We start from the raw sequence: 19,739 nt of genomic DNA, 5'->3' as shown, positions 1-19,739 counted from the left end.
AAGAAAGTATTTAATACCGTTAAATGTATTAAGTGTCTTGGGAGCGCTGCTTGATAAGCGTGATGGCTTGATAAGGCAGTATTTTATCACCTAATACACTGATAGTGATATTTCGTTGTGCACATAAATGGCGTAGCAATATGGTATCAGGGTGCTCAGCAGTGGCGAGCAATATACGTTCGGGATCACGGCGTAATATGGCACGTGTTGCCTCGGCAATAGTCGGCTTAATACGGTTGCGATTAACGATATGATAATCTGCTGCCAGCGTCTCTATCAATGCAGCCGTCTGGTAGCGTGGCTGCTGGTAAGTCGGTAAACGCGTTGGAGTTGCAACCAATGATCGTCTCACGGCATCGATACGCTCGATAAATGCCAAGCTATGATCTACCTCAATTAAATCATCATAAAAGACACTGCGATGCAGGCCTGATAACGGCTCCGTGTATAAGCTACGCGAAATTAATCCTGATACGGTGCTGTTTAACAAACCCGATGGATTAACCAATCTTCTTCGCTAGCCGCCAGCCAAGCAACGCCAGCCGGATCGGCAAGAGTCAGTAGCGGAATGACGTCAGCGCCTTGATGAAAAATGTTGGCAAAATTAACATGAGTAGAATCGCTAAACGTCTCTAGACTACGAGCCAACTCTTGATAAATAGCGCCTTTACCTGTCCAACCATCGACGAATACGATTGGACTGTTTGGATAAGCATCCAGTAGCATTTGCAAAGCCACTGGATCAAGACCACGATCGCGAATGATACTGATGCCATAATGTACACTTGGCAAGCGATAGCTACTGTCTGTATCCGACAGCGCACGCTGCAATAACACACCAATTGGCAGACCAGCTCGCACCAAACTGACCAAAACCAGTGGATGCTCATCACTCACATTCTGCTGAAAAACATGATGTAGCGTATGAGACAAATGAGCGATATCAGTCGCGGTCCTTGTTGACCCTTGCTCTAACGCCTGTATGTATAGCTGCTCATGCATTGCAGTAGGTGCTTGCTCTAAGGTCAGCATGTCAGAGTAATGGCGTTGTCCGCTTTGAATAAGCGCTTCTTTTTGACTGACTGGCACATCGGCAACCGCGTCCTTATCCACCATATCGAGTAGGACGGTGACATCGCTTGCAAGATAGCTGCCTGAGCCATAGTTTTGCAGAGTAGCTCTTTTTATCTGTATATTAGGTAAAGTCATAGTATGAATAATAGCACTCGGAATGATAACAATGGGATTGTGTGGCTGTTGTTGAAACTGATGGTTTAGCCTGATGGCTTAGACTGACGATTTAGACTGATATTGCTCATGCAGTTGGCCATGATTGGGCATACCGTACCAGTCCAATAACTGCAAGAAAGGCAAATCAGCTAAGCTATCACCAAAGCCAAAACTGGGACGCTGATGGTCTAAATGATGCTCTAATAAAAACTGTACCGCATGACGCTTATGAACCGCATGGGGCAATATCGCTAGGTATTGGCATTCACATGAACATAGAAATCTTGATCAAAATCACGTATCAGAGTGGGCAGTTTCTCAGCTAAATCTACGAGCGCTTGATGATCTTTCTGCGCATGTTTGACAGCCAGATAAATGGTTAGCTCTTCATCAACAGAACCATTGTTAAAGCTATCGATATGCGGTGTGAATACTAAATGACTTTGCTCGCTTTGACTATGACTGGCAAATAATTCGCTTAACTTATTAAGCTTATTTTGCAATGGCGCGAGCTTACTATACATATGCTGCTGCCAACTGCTCAGCAGCGCTCCATCAGACGTTAAAATAATCGCCCCATGAGTTAATACTTGCCAACTATCAAAGGGCAGCTTAACGCGTTTTATTTCACTACGATCCCGTGCCGTCACTACAACTAATTCAGTACTAGCAAGTAACCAATTAAAAAAAGGTTGCTTGGCGCTGGCTCATAAAGCTTAAAGGTTCGTCTTGCTTATTGACCGTCGCACATACCAAAGATTCAGGCTCAGTAGTGGGTAAGTCCCATGTATCAATTTTGCGCTGGGTTTGGAATAGTGTGTCGTCCAAATCCATCAAGGCATAAGCTTAATAACGCCTGGGTTAGCTTTAAAAAATGAGGTAGTCATGGTGTCGTCCGTAAATAATAGGTTTGAAAGTTAGAGAGCAATTTAAAGACTAGGGCTCACCACCAGCACGTTATCCAAACCTCGCCACATAGCATCCACACTATCAGCTGATGTTTCTATACACAACACAATCAAATCCCAATCACTAGGCTCAACGTTATAAGCAAAATTGGTCATACCAAGCCCGTAATTATCGCTAAAGCTCAGCATCGTGTTAATCGCTCCACCAAGCGCAATCGGTGAACGGGTTAATGCGCTAAAATTAACCATGGACTTTGTATCTCCGCTCAGTTTTTTAGACTCTATTTCAAGCCATTCAGCCAATAGAAATGGCAACCAAACAAACTCATTGCTACCCAATACTAGGATTCTTTTTGGTAGCTGAGCAACATCAAATTTTTTCTTGGCCATTGAAGCTGGTAAATGTAGCCTGAAAACTTGAAAGATAGTTATCAAACCCATCTGTACTGTCTAGTGTTGGAAACCTACCCCAATTACCCGTATCACCGAGCGCCTGACTACCAGCGGCAGTAGTATCAACCGACGGCATCGTAATAGGTTCAGGATTAAGTGCATCTGTCCATTGCCAGGCACCAGACAGTAAATGATGTCGATGAAACTCAATACCAGCGAGACGATCTGCCATACGTGCAGGCTTAGCATCTGACTGTGGATTAGGTGTTTCTTGATCTAATGACCAGTCGACCAATGTTGTCAGATGCACCTGTTCTAACTGGGTCAGTCCTGCTTCACGTAGGGCCGTGACGACATTAACACAGGTATTGCCCGTTGAGGCTTCATCATCGACCATAATTAATGTTTTACTGGCCAGTAGCTGCATTTGAGTAACGCTATCTTTGCTCTGATAAATCAAATGCTGGCTGGCATGACTGTGATCTTCACAAAATGTCGTCAGCAAGGAGTCAGTACCATTTGCATCACTACTTTCATCGTGCTGTGCATGACGCGTAGAGTTCAATAGCAGGGCTTGAGGATAGCGCGTTTGTAGCGCTTGATGGACACCAGCAGATAGACCTACCGCGGTCTCTGCCATACCAATGACTAGTACTGGTTCAGCCAAGTCACTAGGCACTAAGTTAGCCAAATCAGTGAATGCCTCTCGCATGATGCTTGGCGCAACGGGAATATGACGACCTAGCACTTTTGAGACAAACAGAAACGCCCGTTTTGTTGATACGCTGTGCAAATCCTAGCAAATCTTCTAATTGATAACGGTCGCGTTGTTCTGCACCATTTTTATTAGTGGCTGATTTATTGGTGGCTGAGTTGGTTTGATAAGTTAGATCTAGCGTACCACGGGGTAGGGTGATGGTCGTACTGTGTTGCTCATTTAACATTCATATTCCTTGGCGCTTTTATTTGTATGTCGTCGTAGATTTTTAACCCTGACAGCCAACCAGCCATAAGGCACTGCGACTTTGCTTGCTTAGCTGAGGTGTGGTAAGAGGCGTAGCACTGGTCAAATCAGTCGTGTTCTCCAAGCTGATGCCAGCGATCGCCAGTAGGCAGATAATAACTGAAATTTCACTGCATAGTTCATGTTTTGTGCATGTTCATGAACCAGACTGGATGTGACCATACCGACGACCTCTCCAGTCGGCAATAATAAAGGACTACCACTAGAACCGGGCTGAATGGGTGCGGTGAATTGCATATGACGGATATCGTTATTTAAACCTGTCAATCCTGATATACAGCCTTGAGTGACTTGCAGTTGGCTACTCAGTCCTGATAACGGAAACCCCAGTGTGGTAATGGTCTCACCCAATATATCAACACATTGCTGCGCCAATGGGAGGTAGCTAGGCAAAGGATCACTAACTCTAATAATAGCTGAGTCGCTTCCGATATCGCTGAGTACGACTTGTGCCTCGCGATCAGGCTGACCTTGCTGACGTACGCCAACCATCGCTGCTGACTCAATCACATGATAGCAGGTGAGCAAATGATAGGGAGCAATAGCAAACGCTGTTCCTGTCCAAGTTTCGCCTGCTTGTACATGACGGGGAGGGCGAGCTTCGTTGTTTGGTTGAGTACGCTGCTGCTGTTGAGCTTCTTGAATAAGCGTATGTGTGCTAGGTGGACGAACATCCAGACTAACCTGTACATGATGTTCAAGGCTCGCTAAGCCATGCGTTGATGCCTCGCCAAGCGCTCGACATTTGAACTGTCCATTACGTTGATATATTTCTAATATAATCGCCGCTTTGATATGCCGCTCGTTTGTTGTGAAGTTATAGTGAATATCCCCGTTGTTGAGCGTGAGGCTTACGTCGTTTAACTCTACCGCTGGCAAGTTTAGGCTTGGCTCATGATAAACATAAGCAATCAGTTGTAAGAAACTAACATTATTTTTATTAAATAGCTGGGGTAAATCTAACTGCCATGTACTTGGATTATCCTTGTTATCGAGCTGAGCCCAGTCTTTAGACTCATGTAAATAAGCAGGACTACAAACGGCTTTACGATAGGCATCTAATGGCAACCACAATAGCCCAAGCTGCTGTCCAAATCCCAATGATTTAGTAGTAGAAAATGCGATCGAACACTTTGTATTTTCGATAACCGTATTGGCTCCTAGCACTAATTCGACTTGCTTCAACATCACATTTCCTTAGTTTATTTGCGTGATTATAATTATTTTTATTGTTTAATGATTTTATCCTTGAGACTAAAGTCTGACTATACAAAGGGTTTTGATTTTGTTTTAAACCTACTATTCCAAAAAGAAAAAAACGCTAATGGATGTTTTAATAAACAATTAAGATTAATTGCATAATAGATATATCAAGATATATAGGTTTAAATAGTTTCAAAATCCCTTTTAATAATTAATTCCTTTTAGAAAATAATGATGAGGTTTTATAGTCTAGCCATTTGTCGGTTAATGTAGCCACTTATCGGACAAAGCCATGTAGTGTATTGCTACAAAACCAAATTCCAGTGATAATACAATCAAAATCTATTGCTATTTAGTAACTCTACTGTGACCAAGTGTTATCTGTAAAGTTTAAAAATAGTATTTGATTTAAACCTATTAATTCTAATCTTATTTTCAAGCTTGCTACTGTTTCTCGATTAATGAATTTCTAGTAGTTAGAGCACTTGTATGCTTAATAACTACAAAAATCGAAATTTCATCTACTGAAGATATTTCATTTCTTATAATATAAAAGATATACAAAAACTATTGTGTGGTTGATGTCTGAATATTTTTTTATATTGTGAGAAAGTCAGTTGGTGGACCTTTGAAACGTTATTCACATTAGTTTATCTAGATAGCTTGATATAAGAAAGCGTAGCAGTATTTTAAGAAAAGGAGTGCTCTGTGAAATTCTCTTGTGCATTAGAAACGTCTTCTGAACGTATTCGTCTGGTCAATGTTATTTCGCCGCTTATCAAAGCAGGTTATCAGCTAGTCTCCCAAAAGCAAGAACCTTCAGAGAATGGTGGTAATATCATTCATGTGATCGCAAGAAGCCTGGGCTCTAAAACGCAGGAAGATCTAATCGAGGATTTATCTTCAATTGAAGGTTGTACGCTTTTTAATCTAGAAATAGAAGAAGAGGGTGGCTCGTCAGCTGCCCCTGCAAAAAAAGACATTAGATGAAAAAAAGCGTCTTATCAGCCATTGGTGCTTATTACCCTAAAATAGCAGATATTGTCAGCCAGTATGAGGATAGTTTACCTATTGAGCGACGTGTGACTGCATTGCAGGAGTTGGGTCGCAAGGTTGGCGGCGGTATTTACCAACGTGATTATTCACTTGGTAGTCCACTAAAGATGCCTACTACGATCACTCGTGAGCTTGTACCAGCACTAAAAGGTCTGTCTAAAGTTAAAGCAAAGAATAATGTGATCTATTTAATCAAATGTCCATTCTGTAAGTCGTCAGATCATACTCACTCAGGATGCCATTTTATTGTGGGCTATATAGAAGGCTTTTTGGCAAGCAACCCTGCTATAGATGTGGTTCAAGTTGAAGAGACTAACTGCGGCGCAGGCAGTACCAATATTTGTGAATTTACCATTGGGTAAGAAAAACTGCGTGTAGATAATTTCATGTCTATGCAAAAAAATCAACGAGCGAATGACGCACCATGTTGCAATAAAAGTAACGTTATTTGACTCAATTCTTATGATAGATAAAAGGCAAAAAAATGATGGAAGTTGAATATAACTTACTTTTGGTGTTGGTCTCATACGCCATTGCAGTATTTGGTTCTTATGTTGGCTTAAACCTTGCCATTCGAGTACCTTCTGCTAAGCCAGGAACAGATTTGTATTTTTGGGTAGCGTTATCATCGATTGCTATCGGTGGTGCGATTTGGTCTATGCATTATATCGGTATGATGGCAGTAGATATGAAGATGCCTGTGACTTATGACTTGGGTCTGACAATTGTCTCAATGCTACTCGCGATTTGTTTCGTTGCAGTCGGTATTGTCATCGTAGGTCGCGGTGAACCAAGCGTTGCTAAGTTAATCGGTGGCGGCGTACTTACTGGGCTAGGTGTTGCAGCCATGCATTATACCGGTATGGCCTCTATGCAGATGGACGCTACCATGTCATATAATATACCGCTGCTTATCTTATCGATTGCAATTGCTATTGCAGCCGCTATTGCTGCGCTATGGTTGGCATTCAATCTACGTGGTACATTACAGCGTTTTGGTAGTGCCTTCATCATGGGTCTTGCTGTTTGTGGTATGCATTACACTGGTATAGCCGCGATGGAAATGACGATGACTGATCACTCGATGTCTATGGATTATACGCATGCAGGTGCCATCTCTTCATCAATTATGATCTTCATCGGTTCAGCAATCGTATTGAGCTTACTATGGGTCATTGCTTCTAAAAATGCACCTAAGCAAGCGACACTAGCATTTGGCGAGTAATTTTAAACGTTCATTTTTAATACTTTTCAAGAATGACCAGACATAAAAAAGTTTTTAGATATTAATCTAAAAACCTTTTTTTGTGTCTGTTCAAATCATCTGCTAACCACGTGCATGCTTAGCAGACTATTTATTCATCATCCTTTTCAATTTTGACACTCATCATAATAGAGCGTACTTGGCATGGTTCAATATGCTGAATATTGGTCTCTAAGTTAGATCTCTCTGATAGCCCCAACCAGTAAGAAAATCCGACTTGCGTCAAATCAATCCCACTATGAGAAGTATAACCAATACCACCTGATGGGCGGCTATTAATCTCAAGGACACGGTGCTGACCGCTATCATCAGCTTTGGTTTGTACACTGACGATACCATCACAGCCAAAAGCCCTAATCAGTGGGATTACGACATCCATGACAGACTGCTCATAACCAACATGTTGTATTTTTCCTGTTTTATGACGAGTGACAGCAGCTAGGACTTCGCCATATTCGCAGACCACATCGATAGAGTATTCTTGCCCTGATAGATAAGGCATGAGCAGCATTGGAACAGGGCGCTCGTGTACCATTTGACTGTTAGTATAGGCACTTACAAACTGGGCTGTATTGATTTTTTTCTCTTCAGTGAAATATAAGTGCTCAAAGCTATCGTACTGCTCGCCATATTCCTTACCCGTATCTAATCGCCAAAACCCTTGTGCGAAAATACCGACGACAGGTTTCACACATAGAGGTTGGTCACCATGCTCAGCTAATAAAGCCTCAAGCTCAGTAGTATTGTCAAAACGCCATGCGTCTGCCACTGGAATATTATGAGTGTGGCAATGCTGCATAAAAGCAAATTTATCATCGATTGACTCTAGTGCCGCTACGCTGGTTGCGCCCGTCAATAAGCGAATACCAACAGCGTCAAATTTCTCACGATGCATTTCATAATCGATACCATTGCGTCCAGTCAGCAGCACTTTTACGTTATGCTTTTGAGCTTGATCCAATACGAACTGCCAGCGTGGTATAGCAGGTTCGCTAGTCATTTGGGTATCAGTATCTACAATCGAGTCAGATGGCTCGCGATAAACCATATCGGCGAATTCAAAAATTTCAGGTCTATCATGACGGTGTGAGGCAATAACTTGAAAAGTGTTGTTTGATTTGCTCTTTAGACTTTGTAAGCTCTCCAACATATCACGCTGGCTAGATTGACCTTCAGCTAACCACGCCGCTACTGGTATTGAAGGGTTACTATTGTCAGCAAGATTATTCATAATTCTCTCAGCGTTATCATTAGGTGTAGGGGAGTGGGCAAGTCAATATTGCTACTGTAAATCTAGTAGTAGTAGCAAAGGTATACGGTTTAATAGGACATATTATATACAAATGATATGCGTTATAAACGCCTCTAATAAAATAGTCATAAGGATTTGTAAGGATAACTTTATCGCTTATATCGCGATTGTCTGGTTCAAAAAAATTCATAATATCCATGCTACTATATGATGACAGTCAGCATGAAAATGACAACAGCATAATAAATAATCTAAAGGACGTATGATGAGTCAAAACCAACCTCAAAAACTAATTGCAGGTGCCAATGCGCCACTACCGACTGACAATATTAGCATTCGTATTTTAAGCCAAAACGCCATTGATTGTGCCGCTTATCGCCTGACTAATGACGGCAAAGTACGCGGTGATGGAGACATGATATTTTATGGTCAGACACGTAGCGATGATGGTAGCCTTAGCTTTCGCGGTCATGACAGTGATGGGTTTTTTTGATATTAATTTGTCTGCACAGCCTGCAAGTATTGAGAAAATTGCCCTAGCGTTCTCTAGTGCGCAAACACTATCGCAAGTTGGCGATGTGGATATTCAAGTATTACAGGGCAGTCAAGTGCTGATGACCTGTCAGCTGAGTAGCGCTGGACGTAATGAAAAAGCCATTATATTGGCTGAATGCTATCGCAGACAAGGAAACTGGAAATTTCGTTTTATCGCCCAAGGATTTGAGGGAGGGTTAAAACCTTTGTCTGAGCATTTCGGTGTGGAAATCGCTGATGACGCGCCTGCCCAAAATCATAACCCTGCACCAAGCCAGCCTCAACCTATCAACACTCAGCGACCAATCAATACGCAAAAAGCAGGCAGCACGTCTCAAACTAACAACCCACCACCGATTCCTACCAATCCTTCGATTAATCTTAGTAAAATAACATTAACTAAAAACCAATCTAGCATCAATCTTAAAAAAACGTGATGATTTTGGAAAAATTTCGGTCAATTTAGATTGGAACCAACGCCCGCAAAGTGATAAAGCCGCGCCCAAGAAAGGCATACTGGGAGATCTGTTTAAGCAGCATCAATCAAGCGGTATCGATCTAGATGTCGGCGCTATGATTCATCTAAAAAATGGTGAAAAAAACCCTTATTCAAGCGTTGGGTAATCGTTTTGGTAGTTTACAATCAGCGCCTTATGTTTGCCTACGTGCGGATGATAGAACGGGGCAGGTAAGCGGCGGTGAATGGCTAGATATTAACGGTCAGCAATGGTCACAGATTGAAGAGGTGTTTATCTTTGCGTTTATTTATGAAGCGCGCCCAACTGGGAAAAAACCGATGGGGTTGTGACTATCCATGTACCCGATCAATCACCGATTGAGACACGTTTGACCGAAGGTGCAGGTAATCTACCCATGTGTGCCATTGCCCGTTTAGTCAATCAACAAGGCAGTATCAATGTTGAGCGTATCAACCAATACTTCAAAGGTCACCAAGAAATGGACAAAGCGTTTAATTGGGGCTTTAGCTGGAAGCGTGGACGTAAATAGTATTCTTAACTATAGATAACAAGCATAAAAGAGCGGCCCAACTATTGATAGATGGGCCGCTCTTTTTTTGAAATAAACTATTTAACTAGATTGGTAATAATCCAGTTAAGTCTCAAGTCAATTATGCATGCGGTGTGATAGCAGGCATTAAGTCGTGGAAAGTACGGCCAGAAGCTGTCTCGCCAATCGCATGCATTTTCCATTCATTGTTATGACGATAAACCTTTGCCATTACCATCGCTGTATGTCCACCTTGGGCAGACAAGTTATAACGTGCTACTTCGCTATTGTTATTGGCATTAACGATACGGCAAAACGCATTTTCTACGGTCTCAAATGTTTGACCAGTAAAGCTATTGACCGTAAATACCAATGAAACCACATTGGCAGGTACTCTTGAGAGATCGACATTGATGACTTCATCATCGCCATCACCGTCGCCAGTACGGTTATCACCAGTATGCACGATACTGCCGTCTTTCGATTTTAGCTGACTGAACCAAATGGCATCGACCGCTTGTTTGTTAGCATCGAACATAATGCATGAAGCATCTAAGTCGATAGAGTCGCCACCAGAACCACCGCCGAATAATTTTCCTAAGAAGCCACCTTTTTTATCTTGTGGCCCTTGCGCAACATCCCAGCCTAGACCTAGTTTAACTTGAGTCAGCTCGCCACCAGCCTCTTTGCTAGGGAGATTTTTTGACCTTTTTGAAGACTAACTGCCATGTGAGTATCCTTATAATAATTGTGGGTAAAACCGTTGAAAAATAACGCTAAAAAGTATTATAAATTGCGAAAGGTGTTATAAGATATTGTCTAAAAAGCCACCACCGCCGCCACGTCCGCCTGAGCTACTACCTAGGACGCTTTGTATCCAACCTTGATAACTGTCACGATTGCGTGAACAAATAATGACTTTGCCACTTCCGGAGAAGTTCAGAACCATACCTTCGCCACTAGTAACAGAGTTGATAATATTGCTCATGATGCCTTTTTTTCTTACTGGTCGAAACTGACAACTTGTATTCAAGATTCGAGTCCCAGCAGACCACATGACCGTTATCAATAATGACGTCTTTGTCTGGTGTGACATCAATCTCAAACAACGAGCCAAAACCAGATACCACGACTTGACCTTGGCCTTGAGTCTGCATCACCATAAAGCCGCCTGTATCACCGAATACTGCACCGCCTAAATTGCGCTGAATATTGGCTCTGATATCGACGCCAGTTTGAGCCGCGACAAACGCACCATCACTCAATGTATACTGCTGCTTGCCAACTTCTATGATTTGCATATCACCATCGAGCGTGGGCGCAAGCAAACAGTCGCCCTCACCATTAACCGCTTCAATCTGCTGTTGAAACAACGATTCATCGTTTGCAAAGCGGCGCATCAGTGACTGCATCAGGCCACCTTGTAGCTTACCTTTTAGCTCAAGATTGGACTCCATCATCACCATTGCATTGGCTTCACAATAAATTGAATCGCCTTTTTTTAAGATTACAATGCAAAAAAAGGTTCAATAGTACCGATTAAACTGAATGTTGCGGCCATGGCTTGCAAATCCTTATTCTAATATCTTTGTTAAATGCTCTTAATGTGTGCCTTTGCTTTTTTTCTCTATAAACTTTAATCATAAGCCAATTAAAATCAAAGCCATCAAATGCGTTAAAGGGGCACACTTGATGGCTTATTAGATCATAACCAAACGTCTGATTATGATAATTGCTTGCTAAACGTTTATGTTAATTTTAACGCTAAACATTTACGCCATAAGAGGCTGCTAATGGTCCAAGACCACCGCTGAAGCCTTGACCAACCGCACGGAATTTCCAATCACCGCTGTGACGATATAATTCACCAAAAATCATCGCTGTTTCAGTGCTGCCATCTTCTGATAAGTCGTAACGAGCGATTTCAGATTCGCCATTGTCGTTTACGACGCGGATATAAGCATCACCAACTTGACCGAAGTTTTGGTTACGTGCTTGGCCTTCATAGATGATTGCACAGATAGCTACTTTGTTGACGTCAGCTGGGATGCTCGCAAGATTGATTTTGATTTTCTCATCATCGCCATCGCCTTCGCCAGTACGGTTATCACCAGTATGCTCAACAGCGCCGTTGTCTGATTTTAAGTTATTGAAAAAGATAAAATCTTGGTCGTTACGGACTTTGCCTGCTTCGTTAATCAAGAAACCGATTGCATCTAAATCAAACTCTTGGCCGTCAGTGCACGTGGATCCCAGCCTAGGCCGACTGTAATGTTAGTTAAACCTGGCGCTTCTTTTGATAAGTTTACGTTGCCGCCTTTTGTTAAGCTAATAGCCATACAAATATCCTTTGGATTAATAGTTAAGTGGATTGATTGATAAAAAAATAAACTAAAAGTTGTGCAGTGACTGATACCTCAGAGCAAATAATAAAAACTTACCTGTACGCTATGCCCTGCATATCATTAGGTTTTACTATACTAAGCGTTTGCTCACTAAGCAAGGCGTATTTTGTGCGCTTACTATATGCTTACTAAGGGACATAATACTTCTGTATCTTTGATAATTTCTAATCAACTTAGCAATAGTCGTTAAGATATTGTTATGAAAAGTAATGTTTCATACAAAAGGGATTTAGCACAAAGGTAGCTTAGATAAAACAATCGCTTTAAAAAGCACCGACTGACTATATGGGCTTAGAATAAACTAACTCATGGCTTAGGTATGCTTCGCAGCTAGTATGAGAGCATGGCATTATATAAAAAAACCTATTTAGATAAATATACATGTATCTCTTATTCTGCAAAAACCGACCAGCCAGTTTTTTTTGTACGAAGCGCTCTAGTGCTTTTAGTCCAAGCTTAGAGTTACCTACATGATCAAGCCCTGGTGACCAGACAGCGATAGAACCTTTACCAGGTGCTATCGTCAAAATACCGCCACCAACACCACTTTTGCCTGGTAAGCCCACACGGTAAGCAAATTCGCCAGAGCCATCATAATGACCACACATCATCATCAATGAGTTAATACGGCGTGCTCGTTTTTCATTGATTACACGTACTCCTGAGTGCTTATCAACTCCGTTAGACACTAAATAAAGACCGGCACTGGCCAACTGTTGGCAGTTCATTGCAATTGAGCACTGATGAAAATACGTACCTAATACATTATCCACATCGTGTCTTAAACGACCAAAGGATTTCATAAAGTGCGCTAGAGAGGCATTTCGGTCCTTGTGCGCCATCTCAGAAGCCGCTACTTTATGATCAAAGCGAATTGACTCATCATCTGCAATGAGGTGAACAAACTGCAGGATTTCACCCAGTGTTTCTTTGGGTTTATGCCCCATCATAATAGCATCCACCACGGCGATTGCCCCAGCATTGATAAATGGGTTGCGCGGTCGGCCAGACTCGTGCTCGAGCATCACAATTGAATTAAAGGGATCGCCAGATGGTTCACGCCCGACATGTGTCCAAAGTGTATCGCCTAGCTTGCCAAGACCAATGGTTAAGGTAAATACCTTAGAGATACTTTGGATGGAAAACAGAGTGCTTGCATCACCTGCTGCATACATATGCCCATCAGGAGTCGCTACGGCTATACCGAACTGGTTCGGGTCGACATGAGCCAATTGCGGGATATAATCTGCTACTTTGCCGCGGTCAGTTTCTCTTGCCATCTCTGCGGCAATATCATCAAGAATTTTTTTGCATATCGTTTATAGGGTCTTATTTCGACAATTTATTTAAGGACGAAGATTTTAACCGAAGATAGGGTGATAGTAACAGGGCAAACGTAACTTTAACCATTGATTGTCTCAATTATGGGTTATTCCGATATCTTGGGGCTTCAATATGACCTGATAGGGTGGCAAAAACAGTAAGGCAAAATTGTCAAAAAAAGCAGGCCATACCTGATGATATGACCTGCTTAGATGTATAACTAGATACAGACTACACTGAGAACACGCCTTAGTTTAGGCTTGCTTTCTCAGCTTTACGATGTTGAAGTGACGCTAGCAGCGCCCAACCAATAAAGGCAATACCAATCAGACCAGTGATAATCTCTGGCACATGGAACTTCACTGACAATAGCATAATCAGTGCCAATGCGCCGATTGCATAATGTGCGCCATGCTCAAGATAGATGAACTCATCAAGCGTGCCTTTGTCTACCAAGAAGATAGTCATAGAACGTACAAACATCGCACCAATCGCAAGACCTAACATGATAACAATCACGTCATTGGTAATTGCAAATGCGCCAATCACGCCATCGAAACTGAATGAAGCATCTAGGACTTCTAAGTATAAGAAACCAATGATACCGCCCTTCATAATGGCACTGGTCGCCGCAGCGCCCGAACCATTCTCTTCGTTTTCTAGGTCTTCTTCCAGATCGCCCTCAAGCATACCCGATACAACCTGTACACCCAGATAAACCAAGATACCCCAAACACCTGCAATTAGGACAGCGCCTGACTGCTCTGCATTAGCCCACGATACCGCAATCATCAAGACGATAAGCGCTACAAATACGCTCATGGCATCGACTTTGCCTAGCTTGGCTAAACGGCTCTCAAGCCAGTCAAACCAATGTACTTCTTTGTCATCAAAAATAAAGTTCAAGAATACCAATAGTAGGAAAATTCCACCAAATGCTGAGATTTCCGCATGGTGTGCCATCAGTCTTGCTGAGTACTCTTCAGGCTATATAAAGCCAAGTTGATGACTTCCATCATACCAAGGTCGGCAGTAACCGCGACGATGACAATAGGGAAGACCAATCGCATACCGAATACGGCGATTAGGATACCAACGGTTAAAAATATCTTTTTCCAAAATTCGTCCCAGCCCTTAAGGACTGAAGCATTGACCACCGCATTATCAAAAGATAATGAAATCTCCATGACGGCCAAAATAGCGGTAATAGAAAGAGTGGCTATCATGCCACCCATACCGCCATGTGAATATCCCCACCATGCTGCTATTGCCAAAGCAATTGCGGTAAAGATAAAGTCTAAATAAAAATGTCTCATGACACATCCTGTATGGTTGCGTAAAGCTAAGGTCTACCTAGTATAGGCATGAACCGCAAAAAAGCGGTTATTACTAACCACTTTTTATGCATAATTTTAAACGAAACGTAAAGCATTACTAGTCATTTGGCCATTAAAAATTGTGACTATTTGCAACGATGGCGGTTTGCTATTTTGGACGTGATGACAGTGACTAATAACAGACTAAATACCAGTAAATAATGGTTCTAGATATCGACACCGTATTGCTGACACATCGCTTGCAAACCGCCTGAATAGCCTTGACCAACAGCACGGAATTTCCATTCGCCGTTGTGACGATATACTTCGCCAAACACCATTGCTGTCTCTACAGAGTAGTCTTCTGCTAGATCAAAACGTACGACTTCAGTACCTGTTTCTTCATTAACAACACGGATAAAGGCGTTGGCGACTTGACCAAAGTTCTGACTACGCGCTGCAGCGTCATGAATAGTCACTGTCACGACTACTTTATCTACGTCTGCAGGTACTTGAGTTAGGTTTACTTTGATAACTTCATCATCACCGTCGCCTTCGCCAGTACGGTTGTCACCAGTATGCTCAACAGCGCCATTGTCAGACTTCAGCTGATTGTAAAAGATAAAGTCATGATCGCCGCGCACTTTGCCTGCGCCATTTAGTAGAAACACGCTAGCATCAAGGTCGAACTCAGCACCAGAGGTGGCGCGCTCATCCCAGCCAAGACCAATAAGTAACTTGGTTAAATTTGGGTCAGTTTTCGTTAGCGATAAATTACCGCCTTTATTAAGTGATAAAGCCATGGTGTTATCCTTTTTATTAGACGTTAGTGGTTTTATAGGTTATCGAAAAAAGGCGATGCTTACGCAATAACTGCGCAAATCCATCGCCTAGTAACGCTCTATCATAGCAACAAAAAAAATGGCCCAATCAAAGCTGATTGGGCCATTGTTATATTTCATATACATTCGGCAAAAAACAGAAGTTTCAGGTACTTATATTGCCTTATAAATCTATATTCTTGTTTATCAAAATCCTGTTTACGGACTTTAGATTCTAAACTATAAATCTAAAATTTCGAATTATAGACTTTGACGATGACGAATCTCAAAGCTTTGATGAATCGGCTTTTTGATGTTGAAATCAAAGCCAATGGTCTTTTGTGTGATATCAATGATGTCATAACGCTGAGTCAACTGCTCATCTAACTCAAAACGCGTAAAGTTGTTAGAGAAGTATAAGACGCCATCAGAGGTGAGGCGGTTCATGGCACGATTAATCAGTGCAGCATGGTCACGTTGCACATCAAAAGTACCTTGAAACTTCTTAGAGTTTGAGAAGGTCGGTGGATCAATAAAGATAACATCGAACTGTTCGGTATTGTCTTTAATCCACTCAAAGATATCGGCAGCAACGAATTGGTATTTATTGCGGCTAACGTCCAAACCGTTCAAGACAAAGTTTTGTTTACCCCAATCTAGATAGTTCTGTGACAAATCGACGCTAGTGACTTTTTTTCGCACCAGCAAGCGCTGCATGCACACTTGCAGTACAAGTATAAGCGAACAAGTTAAGTACGGCTTTACCGCGGCTGTTGTCCTTGATACGAGCACGCATATTACGGTGATCGATAAACAGACCAGTATCTAAATAATCTGTAAAGTTGACATACAGATAGGCACCATCTTCGCGCGCAACATGAAACTTGCCACGTTTTTCTGTGGTGTTCTGCTTGCTGTACTGATCGTTGCCAGACTGACGGGCACGCGTTTTGATAAAGATCTGTTCACGGTTAATATCAAAGACTTCACGGATACCATCAATGCCAAGTTAAAGCGCTTTTTCGCAGTCTCAGGTGGGATGGTCTTTGGTGGTGCATATTCTTGCACATGAGCATAATCACCGTATAAGTCGATCGCGACTTTGAAATCAGGTAAATCAGCATCGTAAACACGAATATTGCTTACGTTGTCTTTTTTTGGCCAGTTTCTTGAGTTTAGCAAGGTTTTTTTGCAGACGGTTAATGAAGTCTTGACCATCTTCTACTTCAATCTCGCGTTTCTCAAAACGACTAACAAGATTGCCCGTTTGCCCAGCGATAAGCGTTCCGTAGCGGAAATAGACGGTGATAGCACCATTATGACAGCGTAAGGTTTTTGGTTCTTTAATCGGTAGAATATCTACTTGTTCAACATGAGAGGCCAATATGCCAAGCATCGGTCAATGCCACTACCGGCAAAGCTGTCTTGCAATATCAGCCCAATCGCTTGGTACAACGGCTTAATCATTTCTTCATCACCCAAACGCTCACCATACGGTGGTTGGTAATGACCAAAGGATTGCTCAATCGACCATCATTAACCAATGGCTTAAGGACATTACTAAGTTGATCAAGCGCACGATGCTCGATATCGAGTAGCGGTAAAAGGTCTTGTAAACCTGCGGCAATAAGGTTTTTCTCTGTGGCAAGAATCGCACCACTATCAGCATCAAAGCCCAGCATAAGCGGCAACGTATCAGGCTGCTCGTTGGCAATCTCTAATGCTTCACGGAAACGCGTTTGAGCATCATCGATCATTTCTTGCCATAACGTCTCGTCATGATGCTGCCACTGGTAAAAGCCAAATTGATTGGCAGCTTTGTCGATACCCACGGCATAGTCGCAATGCATCAATAACGCTTCGATAAGGAACGTTCCAGAGCCACACATTGGGTCAATTAACGCATTATAGAAAGGTGCGTCACCAGCTTCGTTTTTCTTGTGCCAACCAGCACTATAGAGTAGGGCAGCTGCTAAGTTTTCTTTTAATGGTGCTTCTGTCATGGCCACACGGTAACCACGGCGATGCAAACTGGTACCGGATAAATCTAGATATAGCTCGGCTTGCTTATCATTGATGGTTGCAAAAACAGAGAAGTCTGGGTTTTTGCTGTCGACGTTAGGACGGCTGTCATAAACTTCGTTAAAGGTATCGGCAATTGCATCTTTGATACGTAGCATCGCAAACTGCTGACTGACAGCGACACGCTTATCGACAGACAGACGAATAGCAAAGGTTTGCTCTAGCTAAATTGCTCAGTCCAATTGACCGATTTTGCCAAGCCGTATAGCTGCTCCGCAACGTCGTATTCTGCATTGATGTTTTTACGTTTAATCAGCATCAATACCCGCGAGGCCACGCGTGACCATAGGCAGATGGTATATAGCTCACGTAAGCCACCAGTTACGGCTAGACGGCCGGTACTTTTGATTTCGCTGTCAATGCCAAAGCTAGTTAGCTCAGTCTGCAGTGGTGCCTCAAGCCCATCGGCACAGGTAATAATAAGATCAAGCGAAAACTCTGGTGAAGCTGCTGTTAGAGATGCGGGCGCGGTTTGTTCGGTCATACGGGTACCTGTGGGCTAAATTGACAAAAAAAGCAAATAATAAGATAATCGGTGTAACCGGCAATTTTACCATAATTCACAGTAGGATGGTTCAAAGTAGCCGTGTTTAAGATTTTAAGATGTGATAGCTAAATACGTGACAATAAATTCTCTACTCACCCTTCGTCAGTGGTAATTCCTCTGGGACGATTTGAGTAGTGGTTGCAAAGGGTTTGGTTGCAATAGGGTAGTCAACATCCTTTGGCATTAGCAGTCGCATATGCGGATAGGGCGTAGAGATATTAGCCGCGTCAAACGCGATTTTAATCTCTTCTTGTAGCACTTCTTTGATTTTGGGTATGCGGGCAACGGCTGCTGGTTTGACCCAAAAGCGTACGATAAAGAACACCCCGTACTCACCAATTTCTGCCACGGTCGCTGAAGTCTCAGGACGATTAAGCACCGCATCGGTATCGCTAAGTACTTGCAAAATTTCCTTACGAGCCGTTTCTATATCATCTTCGAACGCGATACGTACGCGAATATCAAAACGGATAAAGTTTTTGGAAGTCAGGTTAATCACCTCAGACGAGGCAACGTTGGAGTTTGGGATAATGACAGTGATGTTGTCTCGAGTGAGAATATGAGTGGTGCGTAAAGCAATAAGTACCACCCGCCCTTCATTATCATTGATATGAATCCAATCACCGACTTGAAAAGACTGCTCAAGCAGAATGGTGATACCAGCGATAAAATTAGCAAGGGTAGACTGAGCGGCGAAACCAACCGCCAAACCAACAATACCCAAACCTGCTACTAACGATACGATGTCAAAGCCAAATTGCGCCATGACGCTGGCAAGCCCGAGTACCAATAGTAGTACAGATAAAATATTTTTGAGTAGCTGCTCTATGGAAGCGTTGAGACCATAGTGCTGTAGGACTCTGTGAATGATTTGTCCTGATGATGCCCAAAGTACGTAATAGATACCTGCCCAAGTGCTTGCCTTCGCGGTGGCTTTGATGGTCTCTGGTTCAAAGTTTATCTGACTCATAATCGCTATCAGACTGGCGACAATCCAGACATAGCGCAAAACTGAACGGACAATCTTAGTGCGGCGCTCATTTAGTCTAATTTTGGCTTGGCTTTGTCTAAGAATATAATTGGCCAACCAATAAAAAATCCCAATACCGCAAGCAGTATTAGGATTTTGATGCCAGTGCTCGCCAATTCTACTGCTTGAGAGGACCAATTAAGTGACTCTTCATCTATAGAGCCGCCGAGAGCAAGATATAGGCTAGTATGTAAGTCGCGAACGATCTCTTCAAAAAAAAGTCGGTAACACTAGCGATTGGCATTTTTTTCGTCCATGCAGGATGTGTTTGTACAAAAAGTTGTAAACGAATATCTATTTATAAATTACCTCAAGTCGTCAAGGCAATCAAATAAAGTAATGG

Annotated in this window: 14 protein-coding genes and 8 pseudogenes; 7 read left to right on the top strand and 15 right to left on the bottom strand. The window is 42.5% G+C overall.

Annotation, left to right across the window (positions count from 1 at the left end; genetic code table 11):
- Positions 1-28 precede the first annotated feature (28 nt).
- The 6 genes and pseudogenes from TT11_RS14375 to TT11_RS14340 all read right to left on the bottom strand — a co-directional run bounded on the left by TT11_RS14375 (position 29) and on the right by TT11_RS14340 (position 4,743).
- A pseudogene (locus tag TT11_RS14375) lies at positions 29-1,209 on the bottom strand (cysteine protease StiP domain-containing protein).
- A 78-nt stretch (positions 1,210-1,287) separates the two neighbouring features.
- Positions 1,288-1,476 (bottom strand): hypothetical protein, encoded by a 189-nt coding sequence (locus TT11_RS14370; RefSeq protein ID WP_261870937.1) that lies wholly within the window; start codon positions 1,474-1,476, stop codon positions 1,288-1,290.
- 5 nt (positions 1,477-1,481) lie between these two features.
- Complete coding sequence (locus TT11_RS14365; RefSeq protein WP_261870936.1) at positions 1,482-1,880, bottom strand: hypothetical protein; 399 nt, start codon at positions 1,878-1,880, stop codon at positions 1,482-1,484.
- Between the two features lie 31 nt (positions 1,881-1,911).
- Positions 1,912-2,067 carry a hypothetical protein gene (locus tag TT11_RS14360; protein WP_261870935.1) on the bottom strand — a complete coding sequence of 52 codons (156 nt, stop codon included), beginning with the start codon at positions 2,065-2,067 and terminating at the stop codon, positions 1,912-1,914.
- A gap of 92 nt (positions 2,068-2,159) precedes the next feature.
- Positions 2,160-3,475 (bottom strand): annotated as a pseudogene (locus TT11_RS17475) (phosphoribosyltransferase domain-containing protein).
- Between the two features lie 122 nt (positions 3,476-3,597).
- Positions 3,598-4,743, bottom strand: coding sequence for a serine protease (locus TT11_RS14340; RefSeq protein WP_261870931.1), 1,146 nt, complete (start codon positions 4,741-4,743; stop codon positions 3,598-3,600).
- Between the two features lie 723 nt (positions 4,744-5,466).
- Here TT11_RS14340 and TT11_RS14335 point away from each other — a divergent pair.
- From TT11_RS14335 to TT11_RS14325, 3 genes are all read left to right on the top strand, one after another.
- Complete coding sequence (locus TT11_RS14335; RefSeq protein WP_261870930.1) at positions 5,467-5,748, top strand: hypothetical protein; 282 nt, start codon at positions 5,467-5,469, stop codon at positions 5,746-5,748.
- Positions 5,745-6,176, top strand: coding sequence for a hypothetical protein (locus TT11_RS14330; protein ID WP_261870929.1), 432 nt, complete (start codon positions 5,745-5,747; stop codon positions 6,174-6,176). Before TT11_RS14335 ends, TT11_RS14330 begins: the two co-directional genes overlap by 4 nt.
- A 122-nt stretch (positions 6,177-6,298) precedes the next feature.
- Positions 6,299-7,039 carry an MHYT domain-containing protein gene (locus tag TT11_RS14325; protein WP_261870928.1) on the top strand — a complete coding sequence of 247 codons (741 nt, stop codon included), beginning with the start codon at positions 6,299-6,301 and terminating at the stop codon, positions 7,037-7,039.
- A 130-nt stretch (positions 7,040-7,169) separates the two neighbouring features.
- Here the strand turns inward: TT11_RS14325 and TT11_RS14320 are convergent, their stop codons facing one another.
- Positions 7,170-8,309, bottom strand: coding sequence for an ATP-grasp domain-containing protein (locus TT11_RS14320; RefSeq protein ID WP_261870927.1), 1,140 nt, complete (start codon positions 8,307-8,309; stop codon positions 7,170-7,172).
- A 286-nt stretch (positions 8,310-8,595) separates the two neighbouring features.
- Between TT11_RS14320 and TT11_RS16735 the strand changes: the two genes are divergently transcribed.
- The 4 genes from TT11_RS16735 (at position 8,596) to TT11_RS16720 (ending at position 9,872) form a co-directional block, all read left to right on the top strand.
- A complete protein-coding gene (locus tag TT11_RS16735; protein ID WP_305080000.1) occupies positions 8,596-8,823 on the top strand; it encodes a TerD family protein in 228 nt (75 codons plus the stop codon).
- Entirely contained in the window at positions 8,801-9,301 is a 501-nt protein-coding gene (locus tag TT11_RS16730) for a TerD family protein (RefSeq protein ID WP_305079999.1), read from the top strand. The genes TT11_RS16735 and TT11_RS16730 overlap by 23 nt, the downstream gene beginning before the upstream one ends.
- 152 nt (positions 9,302-9,453) lie before the next feature.
- Entirely contained in the window at positions 9,454-9,672 is a 219-nt protein-coding gene (locus tag TT11_RS16725) for a hypothetical protein (protein WP_305079998.1), read from the top strand.
- Entirely contained in the window at positions 9,669-9,872 is a 204-nt protein-coding gene (locus tag TT11_RS16720) for a hypothetical protein (protein WP_305079997.1), read from the top strand. Before TT11_RS16725 ends, TT11_RS16720 begins: the two co-directional genes overlap by 4 nt.
- Positions 9,873-9,993: 121 nt before the next feature.
- Here TT11_RS16720 and TT11_RS14310 read toward each other — a convergent pair.
- The 8 genes and pseudogenes from TT11_RS14310 to TT11_RS14270 all read right to left on the bottom strand — a co-directional run bounded on the left by TT11_RS14310 (position 9,994) and on the right by TT11_RS14270 (position 19,640).
- A pseudogene (locus tag TT11_RS14310) lies at positions 9,994-10,601 on the bottom strand (TerD family protein).
- Between the two features lie 76 nt (positions 10,602-10,677).
- A pseudogene (locus tag TT11_RS14300) lies at positions 10,678-11,433 on the bottom strand (TIGR00266 family protein).
- A gap of 203 nt (positions 11,434-11,636) precedes the next feature.
- Positions 11,637-12,211: pseudogene (locus TT11_RS14295) on the bottom strand (TerD family protein).
- Positions 12,212-12,558: 347 nt separating this feature from the next.
- A complete protein-coding gene (locus TT11_RS14290) occupies positions 12,559-13,557 on the bottom strand; it encodes a glutaminase (RefSeq protein WP_261870924.1) in 999 nt (332 codons plus the stop codon).
- Between the two features lie 292 nt (positions 13,558-13,849).
- Positions 13,850-14,916, bottom strand: a pseudogene (locus TT11_RS14285) (DUF475 domain-containing protein).
- Between the two features lie 227 nt (positions 14,917-15,143).
- Positions 15,144-15,719, bottom strand: coding sequence for a TerD family protein (locus TT11_RS14280; protein WP_057760825.1), 576 nt, complete (start codon positions 15,717-15,719; stop codon positions 15,144-15,146).
- Between the two features lie 279 nt (positions 15,720-15,998).
- Positions 15,999-18,303 (bottom strand): annotated as a pseudogene (gene rlmKL / locus TT11_RS14275) (bifunctional 23S rRNA (guanine(2069)-N(7))-methyltransferase RlmK/23S rRNA (guanine(2445)-N(2))-methyltransferase RlmL).
- A gap of 151 nt (positions 18,304-18,454) precedes the next feature.
- Positions 18,455-19,640: pseudogene (locus TT11_RS14270) on the bottom strand (mechanosensitive ion channel family protein).
- Positions 19,641-19,739: the final 99 nt, after the last annotated feature.

The organism is Psychrobacter sp. JCM 18901 (assembly GCF_000586435.1).
Taxonomy (GTDB): Bacteria; Pseudomonadota; Gammaproteobacteria; order Pseudomonadales; family Moraxellaceae; genus Psychrobacter.
The sequence above is the reverse complement of the archived record's forward strand: the minus strand, read 5'-3'. Positions and strand labels throughout refer to the sequence as shown.

What these genes read in the sequence shown, in the direction of transcription:
- TT11_RS14340 (WP_261870931.1), bottom strand. Translation starts at nt 4,743, where the DNA reads ATGTTGAAGCAAGTCGAATTAGTGCTAGGAGCCAATACGGTTATCGAA.
- TT11_RS14330 (WP_261870929.1), top strand. Translation starts at nt 5,745, where the DNA reads ATGAAAAAAAGCGTCTTATCAGCCATTGGTGCTTATTACCCTAAAATA.
- TT11_RS14325 (WP_261870928.1), top strand. Translation starts at nt 6,299, where the DNA reads ATGATGGAAGTTGAATATAACTTACTTTTGGTGTTGGTCTCATACGCC.
- TT11_RS14320 (WP_261870927.1), bottom strand. Translation starts at nt 8,309, where the DNA reads ATGAATAATCTTGCTGACAATAGTAACCCTTCAATACCAGTAGCGGCG.
- TT11_RS16735 (WP_305080000.1), top strand. Translation starts at nt 8,596, where the DNA reads ATGAGTCAAAACCAACCTCAAAAACTAATTGCAGGTGCCAATGCGCCA.
- TT11_RS16730 (WP_305079999.1), top strand. Translation starts at nt 8,801, where the DNA reads ATGACAGTGATGGGTTTTTTTGATATTAATTTGTCTGCACAGCCTGCA.
- TT11_RS16725 (WP_305079998.1), top strand. Translation starts at nt 9,454, where the DNA reads ATGGTGAAAAAAACCCTTATTCAAGCGTTGGGTAATCGTTTTGGTAGT.
- TT11_RS14290 (WP_261870924.1), bottom strand. Translation starts at nt 13,557, where the DNA reads ATGGCAAGAGAAACTGACCGCGGCAAAGTAGCAGATTATATCCCGCAA.
- TT11_RS14280 (WP_057760825.1), bottom strand. Translation starts at nt 15,719, where the DNA reads ATGGCTTTATCACTTAATAAAGGCGGTAATTTATCGCTAACGAAAACT.